Source organism: Streptomyces sp. NPDC059456, from assembly GCF_042750055.1.
Lineage (GTDB): Bacteria > Actinomycetota > Actinomycetes > Streptomycetales > Streptomycetaceae > Streptomyces.
The window spans coordinates 19,753-33,096 of record NZ_JBHYVA010000013.1 but is presented as its reverse complement, the minus strand read 5'-3'; the positions used below and the strand labels follow the sequence as shown (position 1 = coordinate 33,096).

At 74.4% G+C, this 13,344-nt stretch carries 12 protein-coding genes; 8 read left to right on the top strand and 4 right to left on the bottom strand.

What is annotated here, in order from left to right:
- Nucleotides 1-314 precede the first annotated feature (314 nt).
- Complete coding sequence (locus tag ACFXA3_RS02815) at nucleotides 315-842, bottom strand: hypothetical protein (protein WP_385180969.1); 528 nt, start codon at nucleotides 840-842, stop codon at nucleotides 315-317.
- A 437-nt stretch (nucleotides 843-1,279) separates the two neighbouring features.
- Between ACFXA3_RS02815 and ACFXA3_RS02810 the strand changes: the two genes are divergently transcribed.
- From ACFXA3_RS02810 to ACFXA3_RS02785, 6 genes are all read left to right on the top strand, one after another.
- Nucleotides 1,280-2,587, top strand: coding sequence for an FAD-dependent monooxygenase (locus ACFXA3_RS02810; protein WP_385180967.1), 1,308 nt, complete (start codon nucleotides 1,280-1,282; stop codon nucleotides 2,585-2,587).
- Nucleotides 2,584-3,564 carry a hypothetical protein gene (locus ACFXA3_RS02805; protein ID WP_385180965.1) on the top strand — a complete coding sequence of 327 codons (981 nt, stop codon included), beginning with the start codon at nucleotides 2,584-2,586 and terminating at the stop codon, nucleotides 3,562-3,564. Before ACFXA3_RS02810 ends, ACFXA3_RS02805 begins: the two co-directional genes overlap by 4 nt.
- 96 nt (nucleotides 3,565-3,660) lie before the next feature.
- The gene (locus ACFXA3_RS02800; RefSeq protein WP_385180960.1) at nucleotides 3,661-4,674 is read left to right on the top strand and encodes a zinc-binding alcohol dehydrogenase family protein; all 1,014 of its coding nucleotides are present in this window, start codon (nucleotides 3,661-3,663) and stop codon (nucleotides 4,672-4,674) included.
- A gap of 147 nt (nucleotides 4,675-4,821) precedes the next feature.
- Entirely contained in the window at nucleotides 4,822-7,896 is a 3,075-nt protein-coding gene (locus tag ACFXA3_RS02795) for a CHAT domain-containing protein (protein ID WP_385180957.1), read from the top strand.
- Between the two features lie 171 nt (nucleotides 7,897-8,067).
- Complete coding sequence (locus ACFXA3_RS02790; RefSeq protein WP_385180954.1) at nucleotides 8,068-8,616, top strand: DUF4232 domain-containing protein; 549 nt, start codon at nucleotides 8,068-8,070, stop codon at nucleotides 8,614-8,616.
- Between the two features lie 100 nt (nucleotides 8,617-8,716).
- Complete coding sequence (locus ACFXA3_RS02785) at nucleotides 8,717-9,277, top strand: hypothetical protein (protein WP_385180951.1); 561 nt, start codon at nucleotides 8,717-8,719, stop codon at nucleotides 9,275-9,277.
- 63 nt (nucleotides 9,278-9,340) lie between these two features.
- Here ACFXA3_RS02785 and ACFXA3_RS02780 read toward each other — a convergent pair whose 3' ends face one another.
- Nucleotides 9,341-10,855 carry an MFS transporter gene (locus tag ACFXA3_RS02780; RefSeq protein WP_385180948.1) on the bottom strand — a complete coding sequence of 505 codons (1,515 nt, stop codon included), beginning with the start codon at nucleotides 10,853-10,855 and terminating at the stop codon, nucleotides 9,341-9,343.
- 221 nt (nucleotides 10,856-11,076) lie between these two features.
- Between ACFXA3_RS02780 and ACFXA3_RS02775 the strand changes: the two genes are divergently transcribed.
- Nucleotides 11,077-11,520 (top strand): MarR family winged helix-turn-helix transcriptional regulator, encoded by a 444-nt coding sequence (locus ACFXA3_RS02775; protein ID WP_385180945.1) that lies wholly within the window; start codon nucleotides 11,077-11,079, stop codon nucleotides 11,518-11,520.
- Between the two features lie 73 nt (nucleotides 11,521-11,593).
- Nucleotides 11,594-11,866 (top strand): hypothetical protein, encoded by a 273-nt coding sequence (locus ACFXA3_RS02770; RefSeq protein ID WP_385180942.1) that lies wholly within the window; start codon nucleotides 11,594-11,596, stop codon nucleotides 11,864-11,866.
- Between the two features lie 31 nt (nucleotides 11,867-11,897).
- On the opposite strand, the gene ACFXA3_RS02765 is transcribed toward ACFXA3_RS02770, so the two are convergent.
- Together ACFXA3_RS02765 and ACFXA3_RS02760 are read right to left on the bottom strand one after the other, a co-directional pair.
- Nucleotides 11,898-12,380 (bottom strand): hypothetical protein, encoded by a 483-nt coding sequence (locus tag ACFXA3_RS02765; protein ID WP_385180939.1) that lies wholly within the window; start codon nucleotides 12,378-12,380, stop codon nucleotides 11,898-11,900.
- 119 nt (nucleotides 12,381-12,499) lie between these two features.
- Nucleotides 12,500-13,207, bottom strand: coding sequence for a hypothetical protein (locus tag ACFXA3_RS02760; RefSeq protein ID WP_385180936.1), 708 nt, complete (start codon nucleotides 13,205-13,207; stop codon nucleotides 12,500-12,502).
- Between the last annotated feature and the right edge of the window lie 137 nt (nucleotides 13,208-13,344).

Genomic DNA, 13,344 nt, shown 5'->3' with positions numbered 1-13,344 from the left:
GCGGGCCCCCCCCGCCGCCGCCCCCGCCGGGCCGCCCCCCCCCGCCGCGCCCGCCCGGGAGAACTTGATGCCGGCCGCGGCCGCTCCGGCGGCGGTGAGCGCGCCGGCAGCAGTACCCAAGGCCTGTCGGCGGGTGATCTTCTTCATGGCCTGAAGAGGTATCAGAACGGCCGGAACGCGTGATCAGTGCCCCACCCATCCACTTCGGCCCCTCCCGCACCGCGGCCGCCCGGCGCAGCGCGCGAGGACTCCCCGCCGCGTCCGGAGGAACACCGGGAGCGCGGGCGGGGAGTCCGTGAACGGACCGCCGGTGGTCAGCCTTCGTGCACCGCCACCGGAACGGGCCGGCGGGCGGGCCGCACCGGGCCGCCGTCCACGTGGTTCGCCTTGAGCGCCGCGTACGCGCTGCACAGGGCCTGCGTCCGGACCTGCCGCCGGTCGGCGCAGGCCGTCAGATCGCCCGCGCACTGGAGCTCCCACCGGGGGAAGCGCCGGCGGGACATGGCCACCGCGGCACTGGGGGCGAAGTACAGCATCGTGGTGTTCTCGTGCGGGTTGTGCGCCGAGCCCTCGTAGACCATCCGGCCGGTGGTCTCCAGCCGGTCCGCCAGGCGCGTCAGGGCCCGCTCGTCGGGCCGGTCCATGAACAGCCCGACGTGGTTCTCGAAACCGTGGACGCGCTCCTGCGCACCCACGTCGTCCGTGTACCCGGGGCTGCACCGGGGGAAGAGGAAGACCTCGACCTCCGGCGCCAGACCGGAGGTGACCCGCAGCCGCGTCACCCGTATGTCCGCATCCGCCGGAAGCCAGTGACGCTCCACCAGACGGCGCTTGACCAGCACGCTCGGTATGGTGGCCGAGGCGGGCCAGCCGTTTTCCCCGAAGTAGTCGAGAGCGGATTCCACTGTTTCCGGGAACAGTAGCGTTGCACAATGCGATACAACGCATCCGCTCTTGATTTCCCGTTTGAGATCTCCCGGTATCCATGGTGGCAGGAGTGCGTCCAGTGGCTTTTTCGAGGCGTGGAGGGCGTAGTCAACAGCATGCTGGAGGCGCTGGACGTCACACGGTTCGAACGTCACTTGATGCATGTCGCAGCCTTTCTGTTGCCGACACCTGATTAAAGCCATGTCACCCATCAGGCGGCACTCGGCCATGGTCTGATCGGGTGAACGAACCTGGCTGACCTGGGCATCTTGACCGCGTGCGACCGTGGTTGTACTCATCGGTGAAGTACCGCACATTCAACGGAAGGCGTCTTTCCCAGGAGGTAGAAGGCATGTCTCCGTACGGCCGGAAGAATGCTCCGCGCATCGTCATAGCCGGTGCCGGAATTGGCGGGTTGACCACGGCCTTGAGTCTTCACGCGGCAGGGCTGGACGATGTGCTCATCGTGGAGGCGTGCCCCAATCTGCGCGCAGTCGGTGCGGGCATCAATCTCCAGCCCGCCGCAGTGCGGGAGCTCACCGAACTCGGATTGGCGCAGGCCCTCGGCAAAGCCGCCGTGGCCACCGGCCGGTTGGAGTACCACCACCGCTACGGCGGTCTGATCTGGTCGGAACCGCGCGGCCGCGCCGCCGGCTACAACTGGCCGCAGTACTCCGTGCACCGGGCCGACCTCCAGGACATCCTCCTGTCGGCCGTACGGGACCGGCTCGGCCCGCGCGCACTGGTCACCGGAGGCCGCCTCATACGCTACGAGCAGGACCGGGCGCGCGACCGCGACCGGGGCCGGCCCGCCGTCCGGGCGTACGTGGCGGACCGGCCGGGCCCGCTCTCCTGCGACCTGCTCATCGGTGCGGACGGCATCAACTCCGCCGTGCGCGCGACCATGTACCCGGACGAGGGCCCGCCGCTCGGCAACGGGATATGCATGTGGCGCGGGGTGACCGAGGGCCCTCCCTTCCTCGACGGGCGCACGATGGTCATCATCGGCTGCAACGCACGGGTGAAGGCCGTGGCCTATCCGGTCTCCCCGCCCGGCAAGGGCGGCCGCTGCCTGCTCAACTGGGTGGTCGAGAGCCGCACCGCCGACGGACTCGGCGAGGACGACGCGCGGACCGCCGACTGGGACCGCGCGGTTCCCCCGGAAGAGGTCCTCGCCCACCTCGACGGCTGGCGCAGCGAGTTCCTCGACCTCCACGGCATCATCGCCGCGGCGCCCCGCATCGGCCGGTACCCGATGATCGACCGCGATCCGCTGCCGGCCTGGACGGACGGCCGGGTCGTCCTCCTCGGCGACGCCGCGCACCCCTTGTACCCGACCGGGTCCAACGGCGCCTCGCAGGCCGTCGTCGACGCCCGCGTCCTGGCGTACGAACTGGCCCACCACGGCATCGACGAGGCGCTGGCCCGGTACGAGGCGGACCGCCGGCCGCAGACCACCCGGCTCCTCGACGCACACCGCCGCCTCGAACCCGACCCGGTGCTCCGCCAGGTGGAAGCCCTGGCCCCGGACGGCTTCCACGACATCCGCCACGTCCTGCCCGAGGACCGGCTGGACGGCATCAGATCCTGTACGCGCCAGGTCACCGGCGTGGACGCCACCGCGCTCAATGCGCGTTCCTCCTGGAGCGTCGCCGTATGAACGGATCCCGCACCCGCGCCACCGCCTTCGCCGCGCTCGGCTCCGCCGCACTGCTGGCGGCCCTCCTGTCCGCCGCCGGGCAGCCGCCCGCCCCGCCCCCGCCCTCCGGTTCCACCGCGCGCACCCCCGCCTGCGGCACGAACACCGGCGGCGCGGCCTGCGCCGTCTACGGCCGGGCCGCGGCACTGGGCGGCGGCACCGTCCGGACGTACGGCGAGTACCAGGGCGGTGTCCCCAAAGCCCTGGGCATAGCCCTCACCGCCGCCGCCGTCACCGGGCTGCCCACCACCGCCGCCACCGACGGAAAGCACTGCTACGACGCCGACGGCGACGGACACGTCGACGGCAGCCACGAATGCGTCGGCGGCCACAGCATCGAACTCGCCCTCCCCGCGACCCCCGCCGCCGCGGCCGGCCTGCCCTTCCAGTGGGCCCTGTTCAACTGGAACCCGCACGGCCACAACCCGCACGGACGCTACGACGTCGCCCACTTCGACGTGCACTTCTACCTCGTGCCCCGCACGGTCAGGGAAGCGATCAAGACCGGCGGCTGCGCCCTGCTCATCGCCTGCGACCAGCTGGCCGAAGCCGGCCGCCCCGTCCCGGCCGCGTACCTGCCGGCCGGCTACCCCGCGAGCAGCCCGCAGACCGCGGAGGGCGCCATGGGCGCCCACCTCGACAGCCGGCCCCCGACCACGGGCACGCTCAGCGGCCAGACCTTCATCTACGGGGCGTACGGCGGCGACCTGATCTTCATGGAGCCCATGCTCACCAGGGACTTCCTGCAACGGCACCGCACCGCCCCCGCCCACCGCACCTGCGAGGCCATCCCCCAGCCGGCCGCCTGGCGCGTCCCCGGCTGGTACCCCACGCAGTACTGCACCGCGTACCGCCCCGACGAGGGCGACTACACGGTCTCGCTGACGGAGTTCGTGCACTCCGGCGGCGCGCACCGCCTCGCCACGGCGGTGCGCTGAAGCCCCGCCGCGTGGCGCAGCCGGCGTGCCCGCAGGGGAGCCGTCACAATCGGACTGTCCGCCATGCCGCCTATTCACCCATTTGGGGGCCCGTTCATGTACGCAGCCGTGGTCCACGCCCTGGGGCAGCCGCCTCGGTACGAGTCCGTACCCGAGCCCGTTCCCGGGCCCGGCGAGGTGGTCGTCGAGGTACTGGCGGCCGCGCTGTACCCGCTGGTGCGCTCGTTCGCCTCGGGCGGCCACTACACGGGCGGCGACGCGCTGCCCCTGGTCCCCGGGTTCGACGGGGTCGGCCGGACCGCGGCCGGTGAACTGGTCTACATCCCGGGACTGGAGCCCCCGCACGGGACGATGGCCGAGCGCGTCGCCGTACCGGCCTCCGCGCTCATGCCCGTACCGCGCGGGCTGGATCCGGTCGCCGTGGCCGCCGTCATGAACCCCGCGTCCTCGGCGTGGATCGCGCTGCGGGAGCGGGGCCGGCTGCGCGAAGGGGAGTCGGTCCTCGTCCTGGGCGCCACCGGCAACGCCGGGCGGGCCGCCATCCGACTGGCCCTCGACCAGGGCGCGGGCGCGGTCGTGGCGGCCGGGCGCGACCCGGAGGCGCTGCGGGCCGCGGCGGCGCTGGGCGCCCACCGCATGGTCGCGCTCACGGGATCGGACGAGGAGGTCGCGGCGGCGTTCGGTGCGGCCGCCGCGGACGTGGACGTCGTGCTCGACTACCTGTGGGACCGCCCCGCCGAACTCGCGCTCGACGGGATCCTCCGCCACCGCGCCGACCTCACCCGGACCCTGCGGTGGGTGCAGGTCGGCTCCGCGGCCGGGCCCGACATGACCGTGCCGTCCGCCTGGTTCCGCAAGGCGGACGTGAGTGTCTGCGGGAGCGGACTCGGCTCGATCTCGGGCGCCCGGCGTGCCGCCGCCCTGCGCGAACTGCTCGCCCGGCTCCCCGCGCTGGCGCCGACCACGGAGGCGGTCGCCGTGCCGATGGCCGACATCGGGTCGGTCTGGGAATCCCCGGCGTCCTCCGGCTCCCGGTTCGTGTTCGTCCCCGGCGGCGGTGAACGGCCCGCCGGGGCCCGGGAAGCCGCCCAGGACCGCGAACCCGTCTGACCCGTCCCACCCGACCGCCCCACCCGACCGGCCGTCCGCCGGCGGGCCCGGCCCCGCCGAAGGCGTCCGGGCCCGCCGGCGCTGCCGCGGAGCGTATCCGGGGAACCACCCGCCGCAGCACGGATCGTAGGACTAGCATCACCCGACGTGAGTGACGCGGGGGACCCAGAGCACACCGTACGGCCGGCCGCGCTGCAGGCGATGGAGGAACGGCTGGAGCGGGTCGTGCTCCACCGGGACCTGACCCCGGTCGTGGAATCCGGCGCCCTCCGCGACGCGCAACGGCTCGCTGAACTGCTGTCCGGCGAGCACGACCTGGCCGTCCGTCATCTGCTCGGCTGGTTCCACTGGTTCCGCCACCAGGCGATACCCGTACCCGCGAACCCGGACGCGGGTCACGACCGGCCGGACCTGCGGGCCGCCGTCGGCGCACTCACCGCGTGCTTCCTCGCCGGCGACGACGACCTGCCCCCGCCCCTGCTGCCCCTCATCGCGGAGAGCGCGGCCGCGTACGCCTGCGAACTGCTGCCGGCCTCGCGGGAGTCGGACGACCCGGTGCGGCTCCGCGCCCTGGCCGAGCTGTGGCAGCGGATCGTCGTGGCGCTGCCCGCCGCCCACCCCCACCGGGCCGTCCACCTGAGCGCGCTGGGCAACGTACTGCGGATCACGTTCGGCCGGGGCGGCCACCCGGCCGACCTCGACGCCGCGATCGACCGATTCCGGGAGGCGCTGTCGGCGGCCCCCGTGGGGCCAGGCCGGGCCATGTACCTCTTCAACCTCGGAGACGCCCTCCGCGTCCGGGGCCGGCGGGCCGCAGCCGCGGCTGATCTGGACGGCGCCGTCACGCTGCTCCGCCAGGCGGCGCGGGCCGCTCCGGATGACGGCCCCTACCAGGGGCTCGTCCTGACGAGCCTCGGCGGAGCGCTCCTCCTCCGGTACGAACGGGCCGGGGCGGCGGCGGATCTGGACGGTGCCGCTTGCGGCTACCGGGATGCGGCGGAGGCGTTCCCCGCCGGCCATCCCGGCCGGACCGAGGCCCTGTCCCGCCTCTGCAACGTCCTGCGGATCCGGTCCGGGCGGACCGGATCCGCCGCGGACCTCGACGAGGCCATCGAGACGGGCCGCCGTGCGGTCGACGCGGCTCCCGCGGGCCACCGCCACCGCGCGACGCTGCTGTCCGACCTCGGCGGAGCCCTCCTGGCCCGGTTCGAACGGCTCGGCGCCGCCGCGGACCTGGACGCAGCCGTCGACCACCACCGGCAGGCGGCCGAGGCCGTGCCCGCCGACGACTCCGGGCGCGCCGTCTTCCTCGTCGACCTCGGCGACGCCCTGTCCGTGCGGTTCGAACGCGACGGGACCGCCGCGGACCGCGAAGCCGCCGTGGGGGCCTGGTCCGCGGCATCGGCCGCGCAGGCGTCACCGGTGGCGGTCCGGGCCCGCGCGGGGCTGTCCGCGGCCCGTCTGCTGGCGTGGTCCGGTGCGGCGCAGGAGGCCGCGCGCGCGGCGGAGGCGGCCGTACGCCTGCTGCCGCTCGTGGCGCAGCACCGACCGGAGCCCCCGGACCGGCCGGACGCGATCGCGGAGGCGACGGGAGCGGCGGGCGCGGCGGTTGCGGCCGCCACCGCCGCCGCGCTCGCGCTCGCCGCACCCGGCGGAACGGCGCGGGAGCGGGCGGAGCGCGCCCTCGGGCTGCTGGAGACCGGCCGCGCCGTACAGCTCGGCCAGGTGCTGGGGAGCGGCGGTGACGTGACCGAACTGCGCGAGCACCACCCCGAACTCGCCCACAGGTTCTGCACGCTGCGGGACCGACGCGACCGGAGCGCGGACCCACCGCTCTCCGCCGGGGAGCCCAGGGAGCCCGGTGCGCCCGGGTCGGCCGCGGACGACACCGTGCCTGCGCGGCCGCACAGGGCGCCCGGTGCGCACGCCCGGCACCGGACGGCCCGGGAACTCGCCGCCGTCCTCGCCGAGATCCGCGCCCGGGAGGGCTTCGCCTCCTTCGCGCTTGTGCCCACCGCCGACGAACTGAGGGCCGAGGCGGCCCACGGTCCGATCGTGGTCTTCAACGTCAGCACCCACCGCAGCGACGCACTCCTGCTCACCACCGAGGGCGTCACCGGCCTCCCGCTGCCCGGGCTCGGCCGCACCGCCGTCATCGACCGGGTGAACGCCTTCCGGCGGGCCCGGGACACGGCACTGGCCGGGGACGACCCGGCCGGACGGGAGGAGGCGCAGGCCGTACTCGTCGGCGTACTGGAGTGGCTGTGGGACGCGGCCGCCGGCCCGGTCCTGGAAGCCCTGGGACACCGGGTGGCAACCCGGGCCGGAGGCGGGGGGAGCACCACCGACCTGCCCCGCCTGTGGTGGGCGCCGGGCGGACTGCTCGGACTCCTCCCGCTGCACGCCGCCGGCCATCACACCGACGCGCCGGACGACCCGTACCGGCGCACCGTGATGGACCGGGTCGTCTCCTCCTACACCCCCACCGTGCGGGCGCTGCGCCACGCCCGCCGGCGCGGGCGGCTCCGGGCGGGGGACCCCGCCGCCGGGCGGGCGCTGATCGTCGCCATGCCGACCACGCCGGGACTGCCCGGGGACGGCATGCTGCCCTTCGCCGACGCCGAGGCCGCCCTGCTGGCGGGCCGCTTCGCCCAGAGCGTCGTGCTCAGGGAGTCCGGCCGGGCCGACGGGCCTGCCGGGCCGGCACCGGCCGCCGCCCCGACGAAGGCCAACGTCCTGGCGCAGCTGCCCCACTGCGCGATCGCCCACTTCGCCTGCCACGGGACCAGCGATCCCGCCGATCCCGCACGGAGCCGGCTGCTGCTGCACGACCACGCGCAGGACCCGCTGACCGTGCGGAGCCTCGCCCCCGTGGCCCTCGACCGCGCCAGGCTGGCCTACCTGTCCGCCTGCCAGACCGGGGCGATCGGCGCCGCCGATCCGCTCGACGGGGCCGTGCACCTCACCTCCGCGCTCCAGCTCGCCGGTTTCCCCCACGTCGTGGGCACCCTGTGGGAGACCGGCGACCGGACGGCCGTCCGCATCACCCGGGCCTTCTACGACGGCCTCCGTACGGAGTCGGCGGCCCTCGACCCCGACCGGGCCGCCCGTGCCCTGCACGCGGCCGTACGGCAGGTCCGGGACGGCGAGGACCTGCCCACCGGCCGTGACCGCAGACGGGCCCCCCTCCTGTGGGCGGCGCACGTCCACGCCGGGGCGTGACTCCCGCCGCGCGGGCCGATCGTGCGGGTTGGTGGGACGCTGGGATGAGGCAGGCCCCGGGCGCCGAGGTGACGACCCCCTCGTGACGCTCCGGGGCGGCGTTCCGGCGCTCGCGTGCCGCCCGCGCCGCGGGCCGCACCGGTCCGCGCCGCACACCGTGGAGGACAACCCATGACAGCAAGGCGAAGTGGCGCGATGAAGGCCTCGTCCGTACTGCTCGTGGCGGGCTTCATGGCCGCAGGCCTGGCGGCGGGTGCCGGTTCCGGGGCCGCGGCCACCGGCGACGCCCTGCGGGCCCCGGCTCGCGCGTGCACGAGTGCGCAGGTCGCCGCCACCGGTGTCCGGACGACCGGGTCCGGGGCGGTGATCACGGTGACCAACAAGGGCCCGAAGGCGTGCGTGCTGAACGGCTTCCCCAGCGTGGCGCTCGCGGGCCAGGGCTCGCCGGACAAGAACAAGCCCCTCCAGGTGCTCCGCCAGGGGCGGTCGGCGCCGGTGAAGCTGGCTCCCGGCGCCCGGGCCACGGCGCAGCTCTCCTTCGTGCCCGTGCTGGGCGAGGGAGAGGGCTACTGTGCCGCCGGCGGGCAACCCTTCGTCGCGCCGACGATGGTGGTGGGGGTCGCGGGCGGCCGCTACCAGCTGGCGCCCGCGGACGGCAGTGAGTTCGCGCTCTGCGGCAACACGGTCCGCACCACCGCCTTCCGCGCGGCCGGCTCCTGACACGGGCCGGCCGGTGCCGGGATGCGGCCGGTGACAGTGGCTTGATATAGCGTGCGCACGTCAAACACCTCATCGCACACGCTCACGGGGGACTTCCCGCATGACCTATCCGCCACAGCCGGGCCCCGGCGGCCCCGGCCCGTACGGCCAGCCCGGCCCGTACGCCCAGCAGCCGCCGCACGGGTACCCGCCCCAGCCGGGATACGGGTACCCGCAGCAGCCGGGGCCCGGACAGCCGCCGCAGCCCGGATACGGGCAGCCGCAGCAGCAGTACCCCTTCCCGCAGCAGCAGTTCGCGCCGCCCCCGCCGCCCGCCCGGAGCGGGGGCCCGGGCGTCATGAAGATCCTGAAGATCATCGCCGGCGTGGTCGTCGTCATCGCCTGCGTGGTGGGCTACTTCGCGAGCCAGGACGACGCCGACAAGGCGAAGGTCGGGGACTGCCTGACCAACCAGGGGACCACCGTGAGCCCCGACCTCCAGGTGGTGAAGTGCGGTGCCACCAACGCGACGTACAAGGTGGTCAAGGTGATCCCCGACACCCTGGACACGAGCAAGTGCCAGGGCACGTCGGACATCGGCTACCAGGAGCAGATGAGGGGCTCCCGGCGCAGCTCGGGCAAGAAGTTCGTGCTCTGCATCGACGAGCTCAAGAAGAGCTGAGCGGGCCGGTTCCGCCCCGGGCGGCGGCCGCTCGGGGCCGGCCCGGGGCGGGTGGCGTCCGGTTCAGGGCGCCGTCGTACGCGTTGCGGGCGCGGGGCGCGGCCCGTCCACCGGGCGGGGGCGGCGCTGCGGGCGGAAGCCGAACACCAGCACCGCCGCCCCGAGCAGTGCGAACCCCGCCGTCCAGAGGGCGCCGACGTGCATGGCGTGGATGAACGCCGCGTCGGCCGCCCGGGCCAGCCGGGAGTCGTGTGTCGCCGCGGCCACGTGCCGCGCGAGTTCGGCCGAGACCCGGGCCTGGCTCCGCACCGGATCCGGGACGTCCGTCAGGGAGGCCTCGATCGCGTGCCGGTAGGCGATCGAGGTGATCGTGCCGCCGGCCGCGATCCCCAGCACGCTGCCCGTCTGGCGCAGCGTGCTGTTGACCGCGCTGCCCGCGCCGGCCTGTTCCAGCGGGAGGGATCCCAGTACGGCGCCCGTGACGGGGGCGATCACCATCCCGATCGCCGTGCCCTGTACCAGCGCGACCAGCGAATACCAGATGATCGGTGTGGTCGCGTCGAACAGCGCCAGGGACCCCATCGCCACGCTCGCCACCGCCAGCGCGACCGTGCAGACGAGGCGGACCGACGCCCGGCGGGTCAGCCGGACGGCGACCGGCGAGCCGACGATCACGCCGAGCGCACCCGGCAGTCCGAGGAACGAGGCGTCCAACGCCGAGTACTGGCGCGCACCCTGGAGGTAGAAGGCGACGTAGAAGGAGCTCGCCGTCATCGCCAGGAAGACCATCATCAGGGTGACGTTCCCGGCGGCGAAGCGGCGCTGCGCCAGCAGCCGGGGGTCGAAACTGGGCTGGGAGATGCGCAGTTCGGTGACGGTGAACGCGGCGATCAGCGCGATGCCCGCGGCGGTGCACCCCCACACCCGCGGCTCGGCGAAGGAGGCGTCCTGACCCGCGCGGATCAGACCGTACGCGAGCAGCCCGAGGCCCCCGGTCGACAGGAGCAGCCCCGCCGGGTCGAGGCGGCGGGCCTGCGGGTTGCGGGAGTTCGGCACGTACCGTGCGATGAACCCGAGGCCGAGCAGGACCACCGGCACGTTGACGAGGAACACCGACCCCCACCAGAACCGGGCGAGCAGACCGCCGGCCAGGACCGGCCCCGCGGCGATGCCGACCCCGGCGAAGGACGACAGGGTCCCGAAGGCGGCCGGTCGCTGCTCGGGCGTGAACGTCCAGCTCACCACCGCCATCGTGGCCGGGACGAGCAGGGCGGCCCCGGCGCCCATCACGGCCCGCGCCACGATGAGCTGGCCCGGTGTCGAGGCGTATGCGGCGAAGGCCGAGGCGGCTCCGAACAGGGCCATGCCGGCGAGCAGGGTGGTGCGGTGGCCGAACCGGTCGCCGAGGGCGCCCCCGGTGAACATCAGCCCGGCGAAGGCCAGTGTGTAGGCGCCGGTGGCCCACTGGAGCTGGCCCGGCGTGGCGCCGAGGCCGCTCGCGGGGTCGCTCAGCGTCTCGAAGGCGGTGGACAGGATCGTGCCGTCGAGCCAGATGAGCAGCTGGGCGAAGACGAGCACGCCCAGGATGAGCCGCCGGCGTGATTCCGGCGGCCGTGAAAGTGACAGCGGCTCTGGACGCGGGGACGGGATGGCGGAGGACGACATGCGTGACTGCCTTCGGGCTCGGGAGGGTTCGGCGCTGCGGCGCGCTAGAATCGACAGGTACCTGACGTTCTGCGGGTGCCATCCTGGCAACTCGTCAAGTTCCTGTCAATCAAAAGAAGTTCGGAGGTCGTCGCGTGGGCGACAACAGCCACGAGGGCGTGCTGAGTTTCCTGGTCCGTCACGCCTGGCTCAGCATGCGGGCCGCGATCGGGGCCGAGTTGGAGGAGTTCGGTCTCACCGTGCCGCAGTTCGCGACCCTGATGATCGTGAAGTCGTCCCCGGGCATGTCCGTGGCCCAGCTGGCCCGTTCGGTCGGGAGCAGCCGCCAGGCCGCCAACGAGATGCTCGCGGCCCTCGAACGCGACGGCCTGATCACCCGCTCGCCCCACCCCACCGACCGCAGGACGCACCAGGTGCGCCTCACCCCTGCCGGGGCCACCCGCTACGAGGACGCGCTGCCCGCCGTCCGGCGGCGCGAGGCCGCACTGGAGGCGGGCCTGGAGCCGGGACAGCGCGAGGCGGTCGTCGCGTGGATGTCGGCGATTTCCACCGCGTGCCACGAACCGGCGGACGGCTGAGCTCCCGCCCCCTTCCGCTGAGCCGGCCGGGGGAGGGGGAGTCACGGTGCGGCCGCCCCGTCGTTTCCCGGACATGACTGATCTCATGGTCCAGATCCCGGCGGACTGGCTGGCCCGGGTGTTCCTCTCGCTCCGCCGCGGCTCGTCGCAGGACGCCCAGGTCTCGGCGGCGGAGCTGCATCCCTTCACCGAGAAGCCCGGCCAGCGGATCCCCGTGCCGCGCACGACCGTTCTGCGCACCGAGCTGGCGTTGCGGGGAGAGGTCGAACGGGCCCGGGAGGAAGAGCGGCGGGCACGGCTGCTGGAGGAGGCCGACTACCTCGTCCGGGCCGGCCTCGGCGGCTAGCGCCGCGTCCGCTCCCGCCCCGGGCTCCCGTTCAGTAGACGAGCTTGTACGTCACGTCCTTGGGGACCGGGTGCGGTGACGTGTCGGTGTAGAGCAGCCGGATCGTGGTGTATTGCTGGATGTCGGGGTGGTCCGGCCAGGGCCGCGGGTGGCTCAGCGTCACCGTGACCGGGTACGGGCGGAACCGGCCCGCCGCACAGTACGGGGTGCAGTCGTTCACCAGGTCGGTGCCGGTGGCCGTCGCGGTCCGCTGCCCCCAGGTGTCCCAGCGCAGCCCCACGAGGCGGTTGTTTCCGTCACCGCAGGCCAGCAGGTACTCCTCGGGCCGTACGCGGGCCTGGGAGAAGCAGTCGATGACCACGACCGGAGCCGGGTCCATGGGCGCGGTGCGGGTCTGTGCGGAGGCCGGTACGACACCTGCCACGAGGGCAGCGGCCGCGCACAGCAGGGTGGCCGTGCGCATCCTGGCTCTTCTGGGTGCGGGAGTGAGCCCGCCCTCTGCTGAAGCGTCCACGAAGCCCTCCTCGCGGCTCGGGTCCCGCCCTCATGGCTCCAGCCCAGCTTCCCCCATCCGGGCGCACCCCGCACCCGCAAGCGCCGGGACCGCGGCCGCGCGGCCCCGGCGGAACCCGTTCAGGAGACGGCGTACCACTGGCTGGCCCAGCCGGTGTTGATGGTGCCGGTGGACTGTTCGGCGAGGTTCACGGTGGCGGGCAGGGAGCTCTGCCCGGTCAGCACCGTGCTGTAGCGGAGGTTCGGCGGGGTCAGGCCCGCGTTGACCGAGATCCCGGCGCCCGTGGACTTGAGGGTGAGCCCGTTGGTGGCCCAGGTGCCGTTGAGCAGGAGGGCGACGAAGTAGGTGCCGGGGGCGGCGGTGAAGGGCTTGGTGAGCGGCAGCGGCTTGGCGATCGCGTCGGTCATCAGCTGGGGCGAGATGTCCGCGGTGGACCCGCGCAGGGTACCGCTCGCGTCGTACACGCCGAGGTAGCACTGCGAGAGCTGGGCGTTGGGGTCGATGCCGGCCAGCCCCAGCCAGATGTTGGACCAGGTGATCTGCTCGCGCAGCACGATCTTCACCAGCGTGACCCGTCCCCCGACCCCCGCCGCGGACTGGGCGGTGACGTGGCCCGCGTCGCCCGGGTCGCCGGTCCAGGCGAGGAGGTTCTGGTCCTGCGGCCGGGGGCCCTGGTACCCGGCGCCGCCGCCCGGCGCGGCCGGAGCGGGAGCGGCCGCGCTGCCGCCGCCCTTCTCCTGCGGGCTGCCACCGGACGAGGTGCAGCCGGTCAGCACGAGCAGCGCGGCGGCGAGTACGGCGGAGAGGGCGGTGGTACGGGTGCGCATGGTCCCCCCATGAGGTGCGGTTGTGCCGAAGGGGCCATGGTCACACGGGCCGTGTCCGCCTCCCGCGGGGGGGCCCCCCGGGGGAGGGGGGGGCCGCGGGGGGAAAATTTGAGGGGGGGGGCCCCCCGCGGGGCCCA

Coding starts and splice junctions, on each gene's coding strand:
- ACFXA3_RS02810 (WP_385180967.1), top strand. CDS start 1,280: ATGTCTCCGTACGGCCGGAAGAATGCTCCGCGCATCGTCATAGCCGGT.
- ACFXA3_RS02770 (WP_385180942.1), top strand. CDS start 11,594: ATGACTGATCTCATGGTCCAGATCCCGGCGGACTGGCTGGCCCGGGTG.
- ACFXA3_RS02805 (WP_385180965.1), top strand. CDS start 2,584: ATGAACGGATCCCGCACCCGCGCCACCGCCTTCGCCGCGCTCGGCTCC.
- ACFXA3_RS02800 (WP_385180960.1), top strand. CDS start 3,661: ATGTACGCAGCCGTGGTCCACGCCCTGGGGCAGCCGCCTCGGTACGAG.
- ACFXA3_RS02785 (WP_385180951.1), top strand. CDS start 8,717: ATGACCTATCCGCCACAGCCGGGCCCCGGCGGCCCCGGCCCGTACGGC.
- ACFXA3_RS02790 (WP_385180954.1), top strand. CDS start 8,068: ATGACAGCAAGGCGAAGTGGCGCGATGAAGGCCTCGTCCGTACTGCTC.
- ACFXA3_RS02760 (WP_385180936.1), bottom strand. CDS start 13,207: ATGCGCACCCGTACCACCGCCCTCTCCGCCGTACTCGCCGCCGCGCTG.